Source organism: Paraburkholderia sp. GAS32, assembly GCF_050434225.1.
Taxonomy (GTDB): Bacteria; Pseudomonadota; Gammaproteobacteria; order Burkholderiales; family Burkholderiaceae; genus Paraburkholderia; species Paraburkholderia madseniana.
This window is the reverse complement of the sequence record NZ_JBNPVS010000007.1, coordinates 265,344-285,887: the sequence shown is the minus strand read 5'-3', so window position 1 is coordinate 285,887 and position 20,544 is coordinate 265,344. Positions and strand designations below refer to the sequence as shown.

The 20,544-nt window shown below is 62.1% G+C and carries 17 protein-coding genes and 1 riboswitch; of the genes, 2 read left to right on the top strand and 15 right to left on the bottom strand.

Annotated elements, in window-relative coordinates; genetic code table 11:
* The first annotated feature begins 25 nt into the window (after positions 1-25).
* Positions 26-1,831 (top strand): tetratricopeptide repeat protein, encoded by a 1,806-nt coding sequence (locus P3T25_RS11945; protein WP_429358163.1) that lies wholly within the window; start codon positions 26-28, stop codon positions 1,829-1,831.
* Positions 1,832-1,929: 98 nt separating this feature from the next.
* Here the strand turns inward: P3T25_RS11945 and P3T25_RS11940 are convergent, their stop codons facing one another.
* From P3T25_RS11940 to P3T25_RS11880, 13 genes are all read right to left on the bottom strand, one after another.
* Positions 1,930-2,187, bottom strand: coding sequence for a BrnA antitoxin family protein (locus P3T25_RS11940; protein ID WP_097390646.1), 258 nt, complete (start codon positions 2,185-2,187; stop codon positions 1,930-1,932).
* 51 nt (positions 2,188-2,238) lie between these two features.
* Positions 2,239-2,517: a BrnT family toxin gene (locus P3T25_RS11935; protein WP_168435646.1), complete on the bottom strand. Its 279-nt coding sequence runs from the start codon at positions 2,515-2,517 to the stop codon at positions 2,239-2,241.
* Between the two features lie 202 nt (positions 2,518-2,719).
* Positions 2,720-3,871: a TraB/GumN family protein gene (locus P3T25_RS11930; protein ID WP_171927606.1), complete on the bottom strand. Its 1,152-nt coding sequence runs from the start codon at positions 3,869-3,871 to the stop codon at positions 2,720-2,722.
* Complete coding sequence (locus P3T25_RS11925; protein WP_154559817.1) at positions 3,864-4,883, bottom strand: peptide ABC transporter ATP-binding protein; 1,020 nt, start codon at positions 4,881-4,883, stop codon at positions 3,864-3,866. Before P3T25_RS11925 ends, P3T25_RS11930 begins: the two co-directional genes overlap by 8 nt.
* Positions 4,880-5,884, bottom strand: coding sequence for an ABC transporter ATP-binding protein (locus P3T25_RS11920; protein WP_154559818.1), 1,005 nt, complete (start codon positions 5,882-5,884; stop codon positions 4,880-4,882). Before P3T25_RS11920 ends, P3T25_RS11925 begins: the two co-directional genes overlap by 4 nt.
* Before the next feature lies 1 nt (position 5,885).
* Positions 5,886-6,803 carry an ABC transporter permease subunit gene (locus tag P3T25_RS11915; RefSeq protein WP_171927608.1) on the bottom strand — a complete coding sequence of 306 codons (918 nt, stop codon included), beginning with the start codon at positions 6,801-6,803 and terminating at the stop codon, positions 5,886-5,888.
* Between the two features lie 7 nt (positions 6,804-6,810).
* Positions 6,811-7,821, bottom strand: coding sequence for an ABC transporter permease subunit (locus P3T25_RS11910; protein ID WP_154559820.1), 1,011 nt, complete (start codon positions 7,819-7,821; stop codon positions 6,811-6,813).
* A 132-nt stretch (positions 7,822-7,953) separates the two neighbouring features.
* Complete coding sequence (locus P3T25_RS11905) at positions 7,954-9,582, bottom strand: ABC transporter substrate-binding protein (protein ID WP_266258864.1); 1,629 nt, start codon at positions 9,580-9,582, stop codon at positions 7,954-7,956.
* A 202-nt stretch (positions 9,583-9,784) separates the two neighbouring features.
* Positions 9,785-11,428: an ABC transporter substrate-binding protein gene (locus P3T25_RS11900; protein WP_429358162.1), complete on the bottom strand. Its 1,644-nt coding sequence runs from the start codon at positions 11,426-11,428 to the stop codon at positions 9,785-9,787.
* Between the two features lie 310 nt (positions 11,429-11,738).
* Positions 11,739-12,569, bottom strand: coding sequence for a methylenetetrahydrofolate reductase [NAD(P)H] (metF, locus tag P3T25_RS11895; protein ID WP_171927611.1), 831 nt, complete (start codon positions 12,567-12,569; stop codon positions 11,739-11,741).
* An 11-nt stretch (positions 12,570-12,580) separates the two neighbouring features.
* Positions 12,581-12,934, bottom strand: coding sequence for a phage holin family protein (locus P3T25_RS11890; protein ID WP_028198543.1), 354 nt, complete (start codon positions 12,932-12,934; stop codon positions 12,581-12,583).
* 152 nt (positions 12,935-13,086) lie between these two features.
* Positions 13,087-14,502: an adenosylhomocysteinase gene (ahcY, locus tag P3T25_RS11885; RefSeq protein WP_154559824.1), complete on the bottom strand. Its 1,416-nt coding sequence runs from the start codon at positions 14,500-14,502 to the stop codon at positions 13,087-13,089.
* A gap of 33 nt (positions 14,503-14,535) precedes the next feature.
* A riboswitch (S-adenosyl-L-homocysteine riboswitch) is annotated at positions 14,536-14,670 on the bottom strand.
* A 154-nt stretch (positions 14,671-14,824) separates the two neighbouring features.
* The gene (locus tag P3T25_RS11880) at positions 14,825-15,622 is read right to left on the bottom strand and encodes a glycosyltransferase family 2 protein (protein WP_171927612.1); all 798 of its coding nucleotides are present in this window, start codon (positions 15,620-15,622) and stop codon (positions 14,825-14,827) included.
* A 224-nt stretch (positions 15,623-15,846) separates the two neighbouring features.
* Here P3T25_RS11880 and P3T25_RS11875 point away from each other — a divergent pair, with 224 nt between their 5' ends.
* Complete coding sequence (locus tag P3T25_RS11875) at positions 15,847-16,821, top strand: LysR family transcriptional regulator (protein ID WP_171927613.1); 975 nt, start codon at positions 15,847-15,849, stop codon at positions 16,819-16,821.
* A 142-nt stretch (positions 16,822-16,963) separates the two neighbouring features.
* Here P3T25_RS11875 and P3T25_RS11870 read toward each other — a convergent pair whose 3' ends face one another.
* Together P3T25_RS11870 and P3T25_RS11865 are read right to left on the bottom strand one after the other, a co-directional pair.
* Positions 16,964-18,688 (bottom strand): OmpA family protein, encoded by a 1,725-nt coding sequence (locus P3T25_RS11870; protein WP_429358161.1) that lies wholly within the window; start codon positions 18,686-18,688, stop codon positions 16,964-16,966.
* 172 nt (positions 18,689-18,860) lie between these two features.
* Entirely contained in the window at positions 18,861-20,510 is a 1,650-nt protein-coding gene (locus tag P3T25_RS11865) for a GMC family oxidoreductase (RefSeq protein ID WP_429358160.1), read from the bottom strand.
* Positions 20,511-20,544: the final 34 nt, after the last annotated feature.

Genomic DNA, 20,544 nt, shown 5'->3' with positions numbered 1-20,544 from the left:
GTCAGCGCTTTCCAGCAGGTCCCTCATGGAACATCAAGCCCACCCCGACACCGCGCCCACCGACGCGCCGCCCTCCGCTTACCTCACCTCTCTCATTGAGGCCGCGCTCGAAGCACATCAGGCCGGCCGCCTCGATGCGGCCGAGCCTCTTTACCGCGAAGCGCTCGCACTCGACCCAACGCATGCCAAAGTGCTGCATTACTTCGGCGTACTGCAACATCAGCGCGGCGACCATGGTTTCGCCGCCGAGTTGATGAGCGAAGCGCTCAAACTCGATCGCACCGACGCCGCCTGCTGGAGCAACCGTGGTCTCGTCGCCGCTGCGCTCGGCCATCGCGAAGAAGCGATGATCTGCTATGACCAGGCGCTGCAGTTGCAGCCGGATTTCGCCGACGCGCGCAACAACTTCGGCGTTGCGCTGCAAGCGCAAGGCTCGCTCGAAGTAGCGATCGAACAATACCGGCTAGCGTTGACGGCGAATCCGTCGCTAGTCGACGCACATCTGAACCTCGGCACGGCGCTGAACAAGCTCGGCCGCTACGACGAGGCGCTGGCCTGCTATCAGCACGCGCTGGCGTTCGATCCGCACTCGGCGGAAGCGCATTTCAGTGCTGGCAATGCGTACAACGCGCAAGGTGACCACGCCGCCGCCATCGCCAGTTTCGAACGGGCACTGGCACTGCGTGGCGATTATGCCGAGGCCCACATCAATCTGGGCAGCCTGATCGGCAAGCTCGGTGACTACGCCGGTGCCGAATCGCAGTATCGGCGTGCAGTCGCACTCAAGCCGAACCTGACCAATCTGGTTTGCCTCGGCGGATCTCTCGGCGCGCAGGGCCGCCTGGATGAAGAAGAAGGCTTCTACCGTCATGCACTGGCGCTCGATCCCAACTACGCGGACGCGCATCAGGGCCTCGCGTGGCTGTTGCTCAAGCGCGGAGATTACAAGCAGGGTTGGGCGGAATTTGCGCAACGCTGGCGCAAGAGCGACTACGAGGCGATCGCCGTGCCGGGTGTTGCGGAGTGGCATGGCGAGCCGCTCGACGGGCGCCGTCTGTTGCTGGTCGGCGAACAGGGTTTCGGCGACCACTTCCAGTTTCTGCGCTATGCGCGCGTGCTCGAGCAACTCGGCGCCACGGTCGATCTCTGTGTGCGCGAGCCGCTTCTGCCGCTGGTCGAGCGCATCCCGGGCGTGCATCGCGCGTTCAGTGGCACGCCTGAAGGCCCGTACGACTTCTGGGTGCCGTTGATGAGCGTGCCGTCGTGCGTCGGCACCGAACTGTCGACCATTCCCGCGGATGTGCCGTACATTTTTGCCGACAAGGCAAAGATCAAGGCATGGCGCAAGCGGGTGGACGCAGCCGGCACAGCAAAACGCAAAGTGGGCCTGGTGTGGTCCGGCAGCCCGACGTTCGGCAACGATCGTTATCGCTCGATGGCATTGGCCAACCTGAGCCAGCTAAGCGAGCTGAATGACATCGCGTGGTACGCGCTGCAAAAGGGGCCAGCGCACGATCAGTTGGCTGATGCACCTGAAGCTTTCCGCGCCCACGATTTCACCGCAGATCTGAAGAGCTTCGACGACACCGCCGCGCTCATCATGAATCTCAATCTTGTGATCGCCGTGGACACCGGCGTGGCGCACCTGGCTGCCGCACTGGGCAAGCCGGTGTGGGTGCTGCTGCCCGCCAACTCGGACTGGCGCTGGCTCGAAGAGCGCAGCGATTCGCCGTGGTATCCGGCGATGAAGTTGTTCCGGCAGACCAGGTTGGGCGATTGGGCGCCCGTGGTCGAACGCGTATCGGAAGAACTACGCGACGGCAGTCTATAAAACCTACGCTGCGCAGATTTCAGGCGTTGCTGCGCAGCGCCTTCTCAATCCTTTCGTACGCACCTTCGTACGCAGACAGAACGCCGCGGCGCCGCGCCTTAAGGACGGCGACGCTGCTGCGCCAGCATGTAGGCGCGCAACAACTTGTTGATGCGCGTTTGATAGCCCGCCCCCTGTTCTTTGAACCAGCTCAGTACATCCGCGTCCAGGCGCATGGTCACAGCCTGTTTCGGCGGAACGTGCAACTCGGCACGGTCAAAAAAATCGTCGCCCAATTCGGGCACGTCGCTCGTGTCGATTTGCGCGTCGCCTGCTTTTGCAAGTCGCTTCCAGTCGGTTCCTGATGTTTTACCCATAATTTCGCCTCTGCTCCTTTTCAGCCATTCCCACGCTACCCACCGTGCCAGTCAATTCCAGACGCTGTACTTGTAGCGTTTGACCTCGTGCTTCGTCGCCTTGCGGGCCGAAATGATACGGATCACATCGGCGCTGCGTTCGACGTACACCACTACGCCTACGATCGCGGCCATCCAGCCTAGCGCGATCCAGCGTTCTTCACCGTAGTCTTCCCGCTGGTCTATCGCCGTCAGCACGGGATGATCGAACACGTCGACCGCATCTCGGAAATCGATGCCATGCTTACGAATGTTGATTTGATTCTTGAGTTCGTCCCATTCAAACCGCACACAGCACCTGTATTGACGTCTGTACATACATCATAGCACGCACGCGTAGCTATGTCCGCATGAGCCGCGAGCAGTTTGCGACACACGTCAGCGTCGGACTGGCTGTGAAATTACCGGTTCCTGATCTGGCCGAACGGCCTACCCCGGTTAGGACTGTGATCAGCCACGCCGCAGATTTCGCAGCGTAAGGCTGGGACGACTCTCACCCCGCATCCACCACGAACCCGTGCTGCCGCAAAAGCTGCAGCACGCCCTTGCGGCCACCCAGATGCAACGCGCCGATCGCCACGAACACCGGCTTGTTCGGCCCGGCGATCAGCAGCATCCGCGATACGAAGCGCCGGTTGCGTTCGTACACGATCCGGTTGTCGATCGAATCGGAGATCCGCTTGTCGCGCGCCAGCTTTTCGGACTTCGCGGCCTGCCACGCCGCAATCGCATCGGCATCGCCCACTCGCCACAGCCGGTGCAACGTCTTCACATCGTCGACGTTTTCCGCGGGCGTCTGCACCAGGTCCTGCGCGAGCATTTCGCGTTGCTGCGCAAGCGTGAGTCCGGTGAACGCACGCATTTGCTGCGGCAAGGTCTCGAGACCGACGATCTTGCCGCGCGTCCTGATATAGACGTTCTGCAATTGCGCTTCCGTGCCGTACTCGGTCTGCAAGCCTGCACTCAACGAATCGTAGGTTTCGACGACGAGAGACGCGAGCCACGGCCGCATCTTCTTGATTTCATCCTGCGCCGCGGGATTGCCGCGCAGGCGCAAGGCCAGCTTGCGCCATAAAGGTTCGGGCAGCAGACCCGGCAGACAGTCGCGGCGGCATACGCCGTACTTCGACACGTCGTCTTGCGAGACCAGCAGTTCGTCGGGTGAGAGTTCGAGCGCCAGCGTCGGCGAAGCCGCCAGGGCGCCCAGGATCGGCGCGCGGAACGGTTGCCCGGGCGGATAGTCGGCGGGGTCGCCGACATGCAACGTGCCGAGCACGTAAATGGTCGTGGTGCCGCGTGTCGCGACATAGAACGGCATGCGCGCAGGCTGCGCGCGCACCGGGCCGCTCGCCGTGGTGCCGGGCGTAGCGGGCGGAGGATTGAAGCCCGGCAAGGTGGCGCGTGGCGGCGCCGGCAGACTTGGCACCGGCATCGCCGGCCGTCCTGCCTGGGCGGGCGTATTGGCAGCCGCCCCAGCGGCATGCGCGAGGCCGATCGGCCCTGCGCTCAGGTGAAAAGCAGAACATACGCCGAGGAGCGTGGCACCGGTCAGTGCAAACGCTCCCCAGCGCCGCGCGAAAGCAGCGTGGCGGCCACCATCGCGCGAGCGGCGCGCAAGACGACGCGCCGCCACTGCATCAGGCATCCATGTCCCCCACCTCCTCGGCGCGGTGACACGACACCTGACGGCCATCCACTTCACGCAACTTCGGTTCTTCGCTGCGGCAACGGTCGATCGCGTACGGGCAGCGCTGATGGAACGTGCAGCCCGATGGCGGATTCAGCGGCGACGGCATTTCACCTTGCAGCTTGATCTTGATGGTGCGATCCGCTTCGAAGATCGAAGGCGTGGCCGACATCAGCGCACGCGTGTACGGATGACGCGGATTCGAGAAAATCCGCTTCTTGTCGCCAAGCTCCGCCACGCCACCGAAATACATGACCATCACATCGTCGGCGATGTGCTCCACCACCGACAGATTGTGCGAGATGAACACGTAGCTGGTCTTGAACTGCTCCTGCAGATCCATGAACAGATTGAGAATCTGCGCCTGGATCGACACGTCGAGCGCGGACACCGGCTCATCGGCGACCACGATCTGCGGATCGAGGATCATAGCGCGAGCGATGGCCACGCGTTGCCGCTGACCGCCTGAGAACATATGCGGATAACGCTTGGCATGCTCCGGACGCAGGCCGACCGTACGCATCATCTGCGCGATCCGTTCGGCGCGTTCGGTCGTGCTCAGTTGCGTGTTGATCGCGAGCGGCTCGCTGAGCGTCTGCTCGACTGTCTTGCGCGGATTCAGGGAGGCAAACGGATTCTGAAACACCATCTGCACGCGCCGCCGCAGCGCCGCGATCTTCGCGTGATCGGCGCCCGCCACGTCTTCACCGTCGATCAACAGACGGCCCGCGCTGGGCTTTTCGATCATGGTCAGTTGACGCGCGAGGGTGGATTTTCCGCAACCGGATTCGCCCACCACCGCCAGGGTCTTGCCGCGGTCGAGCGCAAACGACACGCCGTTCAAAGCCTTGACCGTGCCCTGGCTGAACATGCTGCGCTTCACCGTGTAGTAACGCGCAAGCTTGTCGGCAACCAGGACGTGATCGCCCGCATGGTCCGACTGGCGCCGCGGTTCGAGTACTGCGTTCATCGTGCGCCTCCATGGGTGTGAATGTTGGCGTCGCCGCTCAGGTTCAGGGGTTTGATGCAGCGCACGCGCGCCACTTCGGCGTGACCTTGCATCGGTGTCAATGCCGGTCGCGCCTTCATGCAGTCGTCGACCACATACTTGCAGCGCGGTGCGAACAGACACCCTTTCGGACGATCATCACGCCCCGGCACCATGCCCGGCAGTGCGGCGAGCCGCACCGCGCCGACATTGTGTTCGGGAATCGCCGCCAGCAACGCTTCCGTGTACGGATGATGCGGCGCGGCGAAGATGTCCGGCACGCGGTTCGTTTCGATCACTTCGCCAGCGTACATGACCGCGACACGCTGCGCGACCTCGGACACCACCGCCAGATCGTGCGAGATCAGCACGAGCGCCATGCCGCGTTCCTTCTGCAGCTTGATCAGCAGTTCCATGATCTGCGCCTGGATCGTCACGTCGAGCGCGGTGGTCGGTTCGTCGGCGATCAGCAGTTTCGGATTGCAGGCAATCGCCATCGCGATCATCACGCGCTGGTTCATGCCGCCCGACATCTGATGCGGGAACGACGTGATGCGGCTCTTCGCGTCAGGAATGCCGACCTGGTCGAGCAACTCCAGCGCGCGTTTGTCCAACGCGCTACCGCGCAGGCCTTCGTGCAGCTTCAGCACTTCCTTGATCTGATAGCCGACCGTGTAGCTCGGATTCAGACTGGTGAGCGCGTCCTGGAACACCATCGCGATGTCTTTGCCGATGATCTTGCGGCGTTCCTTCGCCGACGCCTTCAGCAGATTCTTGCCGTTGAAGGTGATTTCGTCGGCGGTGACTTTGCCCGGCGCGTCGATCAGGCCCATCAGCGCCATCATCGTCACGCTCTTGCCCGAGCCCGATTCGCCGACTACGCCGACCACTTCGCCCTGCGCGACATCGAGGTTGATCCGATCGACTGCGGGCAGGCCGTTGAAATCCACCGCGAGGTTGCGGATGGTCAATAGATTACTCATGTCATGCCATCCGTTTCAGTTTGGGATCGAGTGCGTCGCGCAGCCCGTCGCCGAGCAGATTGATCGCGAGCACTGAGATCAGGATGGAAAGACCCGGCATCGTGACGATCCACCAGGCGCTGTCGATATAGTCACGCGCCGAGGCCAGCATCGCGCCCCACTCCGCCGACGGCGGTTGCACGCCGAGACCGAGGAAGCCGAGCGCGGCGGCATCGAGAATCGCCGACGAAAAGCCCAGCGTAGCCTGCACGATCAACGGTGCGGTGCAGTTCGGCAGCACCTGCGAGAACATCAAACGCAGCGTGCCCGCGCCTGCAACCCGCGAAGCCGTCACATATTCCTTCTGCAATTCGCCTTGTGCCGACGCACGCGTCAGACGCACATAGCCCGGCAGCGCGACGATCGCGATGGCCAGCATCGTGTTGACGAGACCCGGACCGATGATCGCGACCACCGCGACTGCCAGCAGTAGCGAGGGCAATGCGAGCAGCACGTCCATGATGCGCATGATCGGCGTATCGGCCCATTTCTCGAAGAACGCCGCGATCAAGCCGAGCACGATGCCCGGAATCAGCGCGAGCACCACCGAGACAAAGCCGATCCAGAACGACAGCCGCGCGCCATACATCAGACGCGAGAGGATGTCGCGGCCTGCTTCGTCGGTGCCGAGAACGAACTTCCAGTTACCGCCGTCGAGCCAGGCGGGCGGGATTTTCACGGAGTCGCGATACTGCTCGATCGGGCTATGCGGCGCGATCAAGGGTGCGAAGATTGCGATGAAGATCAACACCAGCACGATGACGCCGGCGGTGACCGCACCACGGTTACGCGAGAAATTCGCCCAGAATTCGCGGGCGGCGATGGCGCGGCCGCTGGGCGGCGTCACCGCTGTGGGGACTGTATTTTGAATGTCTGCCATGGTCAGGTTACCTCGTATGGCGAATGCGCGGATTCAGCACGCCGTACAACAGATCGACGACGAGGTTCACAACGATCACCAGCGTAGCGATCATCAGGATACCGCCCTGCACCACCGGATAGTCGCGCCGGCCGATCGCGTCGATCAGCCACTTGCCGATACCCGGCCACGAAAACAGCGTCTCCGTCAGCACGGCGCCTGCGAGCAAGGTGCCGACCTGCAGGCCGATCACGGTCACGACCGGAATCAGCGCATTACGCAATGCATGCACGACGATCACGCGACCAGGCGACAAACCCTTCGCACGCGCAGTACGAATGTAGTCTTCGCGCAGCACTTCGAGCATCGACGAACGTGTCATCCGCGCGACGACCGCCAGCGGAATCGTGCCGAGCACAATGGCCGGCAAAATCAGATGACTGACCGCGGATTTGAACGCGCCTTCGTCGGTGGACATCAACGCGTCGATCAGCATGAAGCCAGTCACGTGCGGAATGTCGTATTCCACCGCGATGCGGCCCGACACCGGCGTCCAGCCAAGGTCGACGGAAAAAAACATGATGAGGATCAAGCCCCACCAGAAGATCGGCATCGAGTAGCCGGTGAGCGCCGTGCCCATCACGCCGTGATCGACCACCGTGCCGCGCCTGAGCGCCGCGAACACGCCCGAGGGCAAGCCGACGATCAACGCGAACAGCATCGCGCAGATCGACAGTTCGACGGTAGCGGGAAAACGTGCGAGGAATTCGCCCATCACGCTGGTATTGGTGATGATCGAGGTGCCGAGGTCGCCGTGCATGGCGCGACCGATGTAGTGAACGTATTGAATCGGCAAGGACTCGTCGAGCCCGAGGCGATGCATCGCGGCGGCATGCATGGCGGGATCGACGCCGCGCTCGCCCATCATCACTTCGATGGGGTCGCCCGGTATCAGGTGAATCAGCGCAAACGCGAGGATCGTGATGCCGATGAACGTCGGTATCACCATGCCGATGCGGCGCAAAACAAAGCGGAACATGGTTCGTCCCTATGGTCTTGATGAAGAAAAAACGCAACCGGCGACGAGGGCTTGTGACCCCGGCCGCCGGACCATTTCGACCAGTTTTCTAACCGTGCGAAAAGCTACTGCGTAAGCTTGACTGTATAACTGTTACTTGACGCTGACGCCGTCGAAGCGCGCATAACCGAGCGGCTCGATACGCATGTCGACCACCTTCTTGCTGACAGGCTGGTACACGGTCGAGTGAGCGATCGGCGAGAACGGCAGTTGCTGCGCGAAAATCTGCTGCGCCTGCGTGTACGCCGTCGTGCGCGCGCCCTGATCGGACGACTCGCGACCCTTCTGGACCAGATCCTCGAACGGCTTGTAGCACCACTTCGAGAAGTTGTTGCCGTTCACCGCTTCGCAGCCGAGCAGCGTGCCGAGCCAGTTGTCCGGATCGCCGTTGTCGCCGGTCCAGCCGATCAGCATCGTGTCGTCTTCACCTGCGTGCGCGCGTTTGATGTACTCGCCCCATTCATACGTGACGATCTTCGCCTTCACGCCGATCTTGGCCCAGTCGGCCTGGATCATTTCCGCCATCAGACGGGCGTTCGGGTTGTACGCGCGTTGCACCGGCATCGCCCACAGCGTGATGTCGAAGCCGTTCGGATAACCGGCCTTCGCCAGCAGTGCCTTGGCCTTGTCCGTATCGTACGCGGCGCTCTTCAGGTTCTTGTCGTACGACCATTGGGTCGGCGGCATCGGGTTCGTCGCGGCCTGGCCTGCGCCTTGATACACCGACTCGATGATCGCCTTCTTGTTGATCGCCATGTCGAGCGCCTGACGCACTTCGAGCTTGTCGACCGGCTTGTGCGACACGTTGTATGCGAGGTAGCCCAGGTTGAAGCCCGGTTGCGACGGCATCGCGATGTTCGCTTCAGCCTTCAGCGGCGCGATGTCGGCCGGACGCGGATAGCTCATCACCTGGCATTCGTCGCGCTTGATCTTCTGCACGCGAACGCCGGCGTCCGGCGTGATCGAGAAGATCAGCTTCGAGATCTTCACCTCGTTCGGCTTCCAGTAGTCCGGATTGCCGTCGAAACGGATCGTCGCATCCTTCGTATAGCTGCGGAAAATGAACGGGCCCGTGCCGACCGGGTTCTGGTTGATGTCGGCAGCCTTGCCGGCCTTCAGCAGCTGGTCGGCGTATTCACCCGAGAGGATCGACGCGTATTCCATTGCCAGATTCTGGATGAACGGCGCGTTGACTTCCTTCAGCGTGAACTTGACCGTGTACGGGTCGACCTTTTCGACGCTGGCGATCAGCTTGTCGAGGCCCATGTCCGTGAAGTACGGGAACTGGACCGGGTACGCCTTACGGAACGGCTGGTTCGTGTCCAGCATGCGCTGGAACGTGAACACGACGTCGTCCGCGTTGAATTCGCGCGTCGGCTTGAAGAACGACGTGGTCTGGAACTTCACGCCGTGGCGCAGATGGAACGTGTAGGTTTTGCCGTCCGCCGAGACATCCCACTTTTCTGCCAGGCCAGGCTCGACTTTCGTGCCGCCGCGTTCGAACTCGACGAGGCGGTTATAAACGGTGAACGTGTTGGCCGTGAAGTCGACACCCGTGGTGTACTGGGCCGGATCGAAACCCGCAGGGCTGCCTTCTGAGCAGTAAACGAGTGTTTTGTTCGGAATCTCGGCATGCGCGCTCGTAGCGCCCAGCATCGATGCCGCTGCAGCAGCGACGAGCGTCGTAACACGCGCGGCGCGCAACAGGTTGTTTTGCTTCATGTTTCCTCCAGGTTCGGGGCCGGCTCCCGCCGGCGTAGCGCGATCTTACTTGAGCTTGGCTCACAGCAACAAGCGGAGGAAAATACCCCTGTTGACGATCGGAAACAGTTAGGGCATGTGGGCGGCCGTACGCCGGCGCTGGCTGGAGCGTACGGCTGTTGCGAGGCGAGGCGGGCTCGGCCGGAAAACCGCCCGCCTGCTCTTATTTCAGGCCGACGTTCATGAATTGCGTCGGGCCGAACGGGTCGATCTTGAAGCCCGTGACGTTCTTGCTGATGGGCTGATACACCGTGGAATGGGCGATTGGCGTGAACGGCACCTGGTCTTTGAAGATTTCCTGGGCTTCCGTATAAGCCTTGGTGCGCTCGGCAAGATCGGTCGTGCTGCGACCCTTCCGGATCAGATCGTCGTAAGGCTTGTAGCACCATTTGGAAAAATTACTGCCGTTCACCGCGTCGCAGCCGAGCAATACGCCCAACCAGTTATCCGGGTCGCCATAGTCGCCGGTCCAGCCGATCAGCATTGCCTCATGCTCGCCCGAATGACCGCGGCGAATATATTCACCCCATTCGTAAGTAGCGATCTTCACCTTGACGCCGATCTTCGCCCAATCCGCCTGCAGCATTTCCGCCATCAGACGCGCGTTCGGGTTGTAAGGCCGCTGAACCGGCATGGCCCACAGCGTCAGATCGAAGCCGTCGGGGTAGCCCGCCTCCTTGAGGAGCGCTTTCGCTTTGTCGACGTCGTACGGGGCGTCCTTCAGATTCTTGTCGTAGCCCCATTGCGTCGGCGGCATCGGATTGGTCGCCGCCTGGCCGGCGCCCTGATACACCGATTCGATAATCGCTTTCTTGTTGATCGACATATCGAGCGCGCGGCGCACCATCAGATTGTCGAGCGGCTTCTTGGTGTTGTTGTACGCGATATAGCCGAGATTGAAACCGACCTGACTCGGAATGGCGAGCGATGCATCGGCTTTAACCGCTGGAATATCGCCGGGACGCGGATACGACATGACCTGGCACTCGCCGCGCTTCAATTTTTGCAGCCGCACGGCCGGGTCGACGGTAATCGCGAATATCAGCTTGCTGACTTTGACGACGCCCGGTTTCCAGTAATCGGGATTGCCGTCAAACCGAATTGAATCGTCCTTCGTATAGCTGCGGAAAATGAATGGACCGGTACCGACCGGATATAGATTGATATCGGACGCTTTACCTGCTTTCAGTAACTGATCGGCGTATTCAGCCGACAAAATCGACGCAAACGGCATTGCGATCTGCTGCAAAAACGGCGCATCGACTTCCTTCAGCGTGAAACGCACCGTATACGGATCGAGCTTCTCGACCTTGGTGATGTTCTTCGCGAGGCCAAGGTCGGTGAAATACGGAAACGGCACTGTGTAGGCTTTACGGAACGGCTGTTCCGGATCGAGCATCCGCTGATAAGTAAAGACGACGTCGTCAGCGTTGAATTCGCGAGTGGGCTTGAAGAACGAGGTGGTCTGGAACTTCACGCCGTGCCGCAGATGGAAAGTGTAGGTCAGGCCGTCCTGCGACACGTCCCATTTCTCGGCAAGGCCAGGCTCGATATCGGTACTGCCGTGCGCGAACTCGATCAGCCGGTTATAGACCGTGTACGAGCCGGCGGTGAATTCCACGCTGGTGGTGAACTGGGCGGTGTCGAAGCCCGCTGGACTGCCCTCGGAGCAGAACACGAGGGTTTTATCGGGCAAGGCGGCCGCCTGAACAGCGACGGGCGAAAGGCCGGCAGCCAGGGCCGCGCACATGCTCAAGGCTGGAAGGCAGGTATGGCGAACTGCAAACAGCAATCGGGATACTGTCATCATGTTCTCCGCACTGCAGCCACGTCAGCTGCGCTTTGATCATAGACAGCTCAAAAATCGGGTTCAATGAGGGCTTACGCTTCGCAAGAAATGCCCAAATGGGCATGTTTGTTGCATCGCAGCAGTATGCGATGCCTGACGCGGAGTTCGGATTGCCCGCGCCGTTGGCGCTGCATTGCACGCCGGTGCAACGTAAGGCACAGAATGCGCGGGCACATTTCAGACGCGAGGCGCGGCAGCGTCAGATTTCAACCATAAAAAAACCGCGCGGCAAGTAAGCCGCGCGGCCATGTACGACGGATCCGAAGCGTTAAGCGCCCAGCCGTTCGCAGATCGCCTTGGTCGCCGCAGCGCCATTGAGCGTGTAGAAGTGCAGGCCCGGCACCTTCGCCTCGATGAGACGCCCGCACAGGTCCGTCACCACGTCCAGCCCAAACGCGCGAATCGACTCGCGGTCGTCGCCGAAGCTTTCCAGACGGCGCGCGATCCAACGCGGCACTTCCGCACCGCACATCTCCGAGAAACGCATCAGTTGCGAGAAGTTCGTGATCGGCATGATGCCCGGCACGATCGGCACGTCGACGCCGAGCTTCCTCGCGTCGTCGACGAAACGGAAGTACGCGTCGGCGTTGAAGAAGTACTGCGTGATCGCCGAATTGGCGCCGGCCTTCACCTTGTGGGCGAAGTTTTCCAGATCGTGACGCGGCGAGCGCGACTGCGGGTGGTACTCCGGATAGCCGGCCACCTCGATCCAGAACCAGTCGCCGAATTCGGCGCGGATAAAGCTCACCAGTTCCGACGCGTAACGCAGCTCACCCACTGCGCCCATGCCGGACGGCAGATCGCCGCGCAGCGCGACGATATGGCGGATGCCATGCGCGCGGTACTCGTTGAGGATCGCGCGCAGGCTCTCTTTCGAGGAGCCGATGCACGAGACGTGGGGCGCCGCTTCGAGCCCCTCCTTCGCCATCTCGACGACGGTGTCGAGCGTGCCCTGTTGCGTCGAGCCGCCGGCGCCGAACGTGACGGACACGAACTTGGGCTTGAGCGCGGCGAGTTGCGCGCGGGTGGCGCGCAGCTTGTCGACGCCTTCCTGCGTTTTCGGCGGGAAGAATTCGAATGAAAGTTCGATCGGGTTCATGATTCAGTAGATCAACCGATACTGCGGTTGCCGAAAATAAGCGCGGACAGCAGCCACGAAACGATGCTGTACAGAATCGAGCCGAAGAACGCCGACCAGAAACCCGACACTTCAAATCCCTTCAGCAGCGACGCGCACAGCCAGAAGCACAGCGCATTGACCACCAGAATGAAGAGTCCGAGCGTGACGATCGTGACGGGCAGCGTCAACAGGATCAGCACCGGACGCAGGATCGTATTGATCAATCCGAGCACCACCGCGACGATCAGGGCGGTGCCGAAACTCCGGATATGAATCGACGGTACGAGGTAGGTGATGATCAGGAGCGCAAGCGCGTTGATCAGCCAGGTCAGCAGCACGGTCATGTAGAGCTCCTTTGGCAGGGTGTCCGATCACGGGAAAAAGCGCGGGACGAGGCGGGCATGGTGAACAAAGCGGCGCCTTGCGCGCCGCCTTGTCGTCAAACTGTCATGCTTTGAAACCGCCCGCGTGCTTAATGATGCTTGGAAGCGGTTGCTTAGTAGCGGTAGTGATTCGGCTTGAACGGACCGTTCTTGTCGACGCTGATATAGCTCGCCTGATAGTCCGACAGCACCGTCAGTTCCGCACCGATACGCCCCAGATGCAGACGCGCGACCTTTTCATCAAGGTGCTTCGGCAACACATAGACCTTGTTTTCGTACTTGTCGCCGTGCACGAACAACTCGATCTGCGCGATCGTCTGATTCGTGAACGATGCCGACATCACGAACGACGGATGGCCCGTTGCGCAACCCAGATTCACCAGACGCCCTTCAGCCAGCAGGATGACGCGCTTGCCGTCCGGGAAAATGATGTGGTCGACTTGCGGCTTGATGTTTTCCCACTGGTACTTGCGCGTCGATGCAACGTCGATTTCCGAGTCGAAGTGACCGATGTTGCAGACAATCGCGTTGTTGCGCATGGCAGCCATATGATCGTGGCCGATCACGTGGAAGTTGCCGGTCGCCGTCACGAAGATGTCGGCCTTGTCCGCCGCGTATTCCATCGTCACGACGCGATAGCCTTCCATCGCTGCCTGCAACGCGCAGATCGGATCGATTTCCGTGACCCACACCGTCGCGCCCAGACCGCGCAGCGATTGCGCGCAACCCTTGCCCACGTCGCCGTAACCCGCCACGACCGCGATCTTGCCCGCGATCATCACGTCGGTTGCGCGCTTGATACCGTCGACCAGCGATTCGCGGCAGCCATACAGGTTGTCGAATTTCGACTTCGTGACCGAATCGTTCACGTTGATGGCCGGGAACGGCAGGCGCCCTTCCTTTTCCATCTGGTACAGACGGTGCACGCCGGTCGTGGTTTCTTCGGTCACGCCCTGGATGTGCGCGAGACGCGTGGAGTACCACACCGGATCGGCGTCGAGATGCTTGGCGATCGACTTGTACAGCGCGACTTCTTCTTCGTTTTCCGGCTTCGAGATCACCGAACGGTCTTTCTCAGCCTTCGAGCCGAGGATCAGCAGCAACGTGGCGTCGCCGCCGTCGTCGAGGATCATGTTGGCGAATTCGCCATTCGGCCATTCGAAAATGCGGTGTGAGAATTCCCAGTATTCGTCGAGCGATTCGCCCTTGAATGCGAACACCGGCACGCCGCCTTGCGCAATCGCGGCGGCTGCATGATCCTGCGTCGAGAAGATATTGCACGATGCCCAGCGCACGTCCGCGCCGAGTGCCGTCAAGGTTTCGATCAGCACGCCGGTTTGAATCGTCATGTGCAGCGAACCCGCGACGCGCGCACCCTTCAGCGGCTGCGAGCTCTTGTATTCCTCGCGCGTCTGCATGAGGCCGGGCATTTCGGTTTCAGCGATATTCAGTTCCTTGCGGCCCCAGGCTGCAAGCGACATATCGGCGACGAGAAAATCTTGCTTTGAATCGAGAACTGCGGCGTTCATCACGCCCTCCTTTCTAAAGAATTGACTAGAAATTTGACGTGAGCGCGGTTCGATGCGGTGGATGGGAGCGCAATGCGCATCCTGGCCCTCCGATTGAAGCCTCCGAGCCTGGCGGGCGGCCGGCGAATATGCTGATTCGCGGTACCCGTCGCAACGCTCCTCGAAGACGAACGGCGATTGTAGCAAATCGAGATGGCTTCGGGGTGAGGCTGGACTGGCGGAGTTGGAGCTTTTTGTAGCGCCAGGGTCTTTGGCGGCAGGCGGTGGCGGCCGGGTGCGGCGCGCCTTGGCCCTGCGCTCGAGCCACGTCGGTGTTTGGAATCTACGCAGCGTGATTCGGGGGAGCAGAGGCGGCCGCCCCGGCAGCGACGCTTGCCGTGCGCAACTGCTCGATGCCCGCGCGCGCGGATTCGAGAAACTGCCTCGAAAAGCGGAACGCGTCGGCCACGTCGGCAGGATCCGGTGTCTGCAAACCAAGAACGATGCGGAAATAGCGTTCGGCGTGAATGCCCGCGTGATAGTGCATGCGCACGCGTTTCGCGTCATCCAGGCGCCGGTTGCCGAAAATGTCACGCAAGGCCCACGAAAACGCGCCATCTTCGCCACCGATGCGACGAAACGCGTTGTCCATCGGAAAGCCGCCGAGCGCGGCATACGCTGCGCGGCGGATGATCAGGCTGCTCGGCACCGTGTTGCTGAGCGTTGCGGCGTGCTTGCCGAAGTCGGGATGGTTGGTGAGCTCGGCCGGAAAATCCGTGTAGTCGACGTCGAGCCGCACGGACACTTCGTTCGGGTTCTGCGTGAGAAACGCGCTCGCGGCGGCTAGCGCGCCGGGCAGGTATTCGTCGTCGGCGTCGAGGAAGGCGAGCAGACCGTAAGCTGCATGCATCGCGCCCCAGTTGCGCGCCCGAGCCGGGCCGCCGTTGTACGGCATCTGCAGCAAGCACACGCGTGGGTCGAGTCGCCCGTAGTGTGCGACCAGGTCGGTGGACGCATCTGTCGAGCCGTCGTCCACCACGACAATCTGCGCGGCTTCCGGCTGAATCAGGCAACTTTTGAGCGCACGGGCGAGCGTCGCCGCGCCGTTGTAGCAGGGAATGATGATCGAGATGGGCTTCATGGATTGAAACAGGCGCTGCGGGCCGAACGATAGAGAACCGTCGATGGTAGCCCGCTTCCCGTCAGGTCCATCCTGGAAAAGCGACGTGCGCGACCGCACCGGCCAACGCACTGCGCGCAAACGGCGCCGACACGAAGCGTCGCCATCAGCTTACCCCGCAACATAAATACGATGACTTACAATCGCTCGGATCATTCCAAATTGGAATTCTGGAGCCTGAGATCGTGGAACTACGAGCGCTGCGGTATTTCGTCGAAGTGGTCCGTCAACAGAGCTTCACCGTCGCCGCCGAGCAGATGTTCGTCACGCAGCCGACCATCAGCAAGATGGTCAAGTCGCTGGAGGACGAAATCGGCTCGCCGTTGCTGCTACGCGATGGGCGCCAAATGGTGCTGACCGACGCCGGCCGGATCGTCTATCAGCGCGGTCAGGACGTGCTGGCCGCGCACGCGCAGTTGCAGGCCGAGTTGAATGACCTCGATACGCTCGGCCGCGGCGAGTTGACCATCGGCATTCCGCCAATGGGCGGCTCGCTGTTCACGCCGGCCATCGCCGCCTTCCGCCAGCGCTATCCGAAAATTGAGCTGAAGCTGTTCGAGCAGGGTTCACGCGCGATCGAGACCGCGCTGATCCACGGCGAACTGGAGTTAGGTGGCGTGTTACAACCGGTCGACCCGGAGAACATCGAGGTGTTGCCGATGACCCGGCAATTGCTGTGGCTGGTCGCGCGCACCGGCTCGCGCTGGGACGATCTGCACGAAGTTCCGCTCGCCGAGCTCGCCAACGAGCAGTTCGTGTTCTATGGCGAGAGCCTCGCGCTCAACGACGTCGTGCTGAACGCGTGCCGGACCGCCGGCTTTGCGCCGACCATCGTCGGGCGCAGCGGGCACTGGGATTTCATGGCGGCGTTAGTGCTGGCCGGGGTCGGTATCGCGCTGTTGCCTGCGCCGTATTGCCGACGGCTCGACGCGGCGCAGTTCACCTGCCGCCCCGTAGTGGAACCGGAGATTCCATGGGAAGTGGCGATTGGCTGGCGCCGCAACGGCTATCTGTCACACGCGGCGCGCGCATGGCTGGAGGTAGCGCGCGAGACGCTGCCAGGCCAGGCCGGCGACGATTTCATGGTGGGGCCGGGCATCGGTATGACCGGCATCACGGCGCCCGCTAAGACACCGCCGCATACGCGGCCAGCCGAATGACAACATGCCCCCGGCGCGAACCGGGCGGCATGTCTTCAAGACACGGCTGACCTCGAAGACTTATCTCCAAGCACCACCTCGGAAGCCTATCGCGACGGGCGCATCTCAGAGACTTATCTTCAAGGCTCAGTCAGCACCGTCATTACTGCTGCGCGACAAACTCGATGCGGCGGTTGGCGAAACGGCCGCTTGCCGTGTCGTTGCTCGCGACCGGACGCGCATCGCCATAACCTTGCGCGACCAGCGAATCCGCCGGCACACCCGTCTTCACGAGATACGCGCGAACCGCTTCGGCGCGCTTCTTCGACAGTTGCAGATTGGCTTGCGCACCGCCGACATTGTCCGAATAGCCGGCCACTTCGAGCTTGGCCGTCTTGCCGTTACGCGCGCAGGCATTCAACACTTGCGCCGACTGGTTCAGATCTTCCAGCGCCGAGGCCGGCACGCGAGCACCGGCGCTTGCGAAGTTGATCACCTGCAGGTTCAACACCTTGACCACGTCTGCTGTTACGCACGAGCTGTCCGGCGCGAGGAGGCCCTTGATCGCGCCGCGGAAGTTTTCGGTTGCGTTCGCGACCGCCTGTTCGACGTTGAACGAACCGATCTGATACGAGGCGCCGAACAGCGATTTGAGTTTATCGAGCCAGCCGAGCTTCGCGTTTGCCGCGCTGCCGCTCAGTTCGACGTGCGCGCCATCCACTTTCACCTCGGCGCGCGGCAATGCCATCAGCGGCAGCAGGCCGTCCAGATGAACGAGCCAGTCGGCCTGCTTGGTGTCCTGATCGACCGTGACGTTCGCGACGAAACGGTCAGCGCCGAAATGCTTTGTCAGCGCGTCGATCAGATGGGTCTTTTCGGCTTCGCTGCCAACCGTGGCCGTAAGCGTCGGTTTGCCGGCGGCGTCGACGGTGAAGCTGAGCTGACTGTCTTTGGTCGGCGCGGGCGCGGCGGCAGGTTGCTGCGCTTCGCTGGCGGCGCTTGCAGCTACAGCGGCAGGCGTTGCAGCCGCGGCGGCCGAGGCCTCAGCCGATGCGGACGCCGGCTGCGCCGTTGCCGCGGCTCCGGCGCTACTGCGCTCGCTGCTTTGTTCGTCTCGTTGCTCGCTATGGCAACCGCGCAGGAACAGGAAAGCCAGCACCGCAGCAATCGCCGCGAGCAGCCACCACAGCCACTTGCGCGAACGGCGCTCTTCGCGCACCACCGCGTCGGTTGGCACGCGGATGCTCGACATGGCTTCGGCCACCGGCTTGGCGGCAGGCGTCGGATGGTCGATGTGCGCCGAGACCGCCTTAAGCTGCGACAAAATATTCCCGGTGAACGCGCCGAGTCCAGTCAGGCCAAGCCCGGCCATCAGACGGTCGTTCAGATACGGCGCAATGGCCGGCAACTGATGGCCCAGCAGCGTCGGCAACTGGCCGACGTTACCCTGACCTTCGAGAAAATGCCGCTTCAGCAGGCCCAGCAGCGTTGCGCCGACGATACCCGTCATGGCGTGCGTCGCATGCGCCGGGACGCCGGTTTGAGTGGCGACCTCGTCGCTGAGCGTATCGACGCGGCGATCGAATGCGCGCTCGAGCAACTGCCGCCCCACACCTTCCAACTGGCTCACCCCGGTGGTGCTGCCGAGCAGTTGCGGCAACTGCTCGGCGATGTGGCCGTTCACCTCAGGCGAGAGGATCGTTGCGAACAGCGAACGCGCGCCGTCGAGCGTTGCGCCCTTCTGCATCAGACCGGCGACCAGCGCCGGCCCGGTTGTTGCAAGCACCTTCTGGGTCGCGTCCGGCGGCAGCCCGAAGCGGGCCGCCATCTGTCGCACGACACCGTCCGTCAACGCGGACTGAATCAGCTGAATCACATTGATACTCATCGCTTCGCTTCCTTGATTTCCCGAACGCGTCACCTGACGCGCTCTTTTTCGCGGCGCGATTATAGGTTTGGGGAAATCTCATAAACGAAACGGCACAATTTATGACGAATTAACCGACGTTCGCCTAAATATTCTTATATTTGCGACCAAGATTAAGAATATTGCTGCTCTCTCAAGCCACCACGCCGGTGACGCCCGTCGACTTCATCGCCGGCACCGTTTGCCCCTCGAACCGGGTCGCCGCGATCAGTTCGGCCGCGCGCTCGCCGATCATCACCGTCGGCGAATTCGTGTTGCCGCCGATCAGCTTCGGCATCACGGAAGCATCGACGATCCGCAACCCCGTCACGCCGCGCACCCGCAACTGCGGATCGACCACCGATTGCGCATCGCCGCCCATCCGGCAGGTTGCAACCGGGTGATAGATCGTGTCGGCATGCTCGGCGATGGTCCGGCGCAATTCCTCCTCGGTTTGGCCGGCATGGGTGTACAGCTCCTTGCCGCCATGCAGCGCCAGCGACGGCGCGTCGAGAATGCGCCGCGCCATCTGCGCGCCTTCCACCAGCAGGTCGAGATCGCGCGAGTCGCTGAAAAAACGCGGATCGATCACCGGTGCGGTACGCGCGTCGGCGCTCGCAAGCGTCACCGTGCCGCGGCTATGTGGCCGCAGCACGCACACGTGCAGCGAATAACCGTGGCCCCAATGCATATGGCGGTTGTGGTCGTCTACAATCGCCGCGCAGAAATGCAGTTGCAGGTCCGGGCGATCGAGCGTCGGCCGGCTCCGCAGAAAACCGCCCGCTTCGGCGACATTGCTCGACAGCATGCCCTTCCCATGCCGCATGAAGGTCACGAACTGCGGCAGCATCCGCGCAATGCCGCGAATCGAAAAGCCGGTCGGCTCAATCGACGACACCCGTTTGTTGATCGTGAAGTCGACGTGGTCGATCAGGTTCTGGCCGACCTCGGGGGCATCGTGCAGCACGGCGATGCCGAGCGACTGAAGATGCGCGGCCGGCCCGATGCCCGAGCACATCAGCAGTTGCGGCGAATTGAACGCGCCCGCTGCCAGCACCACTTCGGCACGCGCTTCCAGCGTTTCGGTACGGCCGCCGCGCACGATCTCGACGCCGCTCGCGCGCTTGCCGTCGAAGGTCACGCGCAGCACCGTCGCATCGGCGATCGTATGGAGATTGGGGCGCTCGCGGTCGTAGATATAAGCGCGCGCGACACTGCAGCGCCGTCCGTCGCGCTGCGTCACCTGATAGAAGCCGATGCCTTCCTGGTCCGCGCCGTTGAAGTCGCTGTTCGGTTTGTAACCGGCTTCGGTCGCGGCCTGCACGAAACGCTTCGAAAACGGATTGCGATAGCGCAGATCGGACACCGTCAGCGGGCCGTTCGCGCCGTGCCATGCATCGGCGCCGCGTTCGTTGCCTTCAGCGCGGCGGAAATACGGCAGCACGTCGGCCCACGACCAGCCTTCGCAGCCAAGCTGCGCCCATTCGTCGTAATCGAGCGGATGGCCGCGCGTATAGATCATCGCGTTGATCGCGCTCGATCCGCCGAAGCCCCGCCCGCGCGGCTGATAGCCCTGGCGTCCGGCGAGCCCCGGCTGGGGCGTCGTCAGATAGCCGTAGTTGGTCTTGAGTTTGTGCGGCACGACGGCCGCCACGCCCACCGGCATGTTCACGAACAGATTGCGGTCCGTATGCGGACCGGCTTCGATCAGGGCAATCGTGGCGTCCGGGCAGCTATCCGCCAGACGGCTCGCGAGCGAACAGCCGCCTGAGCCCGCACCGACGATGATGTAGTCGTATTGCATCCGCTCCTCCAATTGGGCCCGCGTTGCTCGCGGA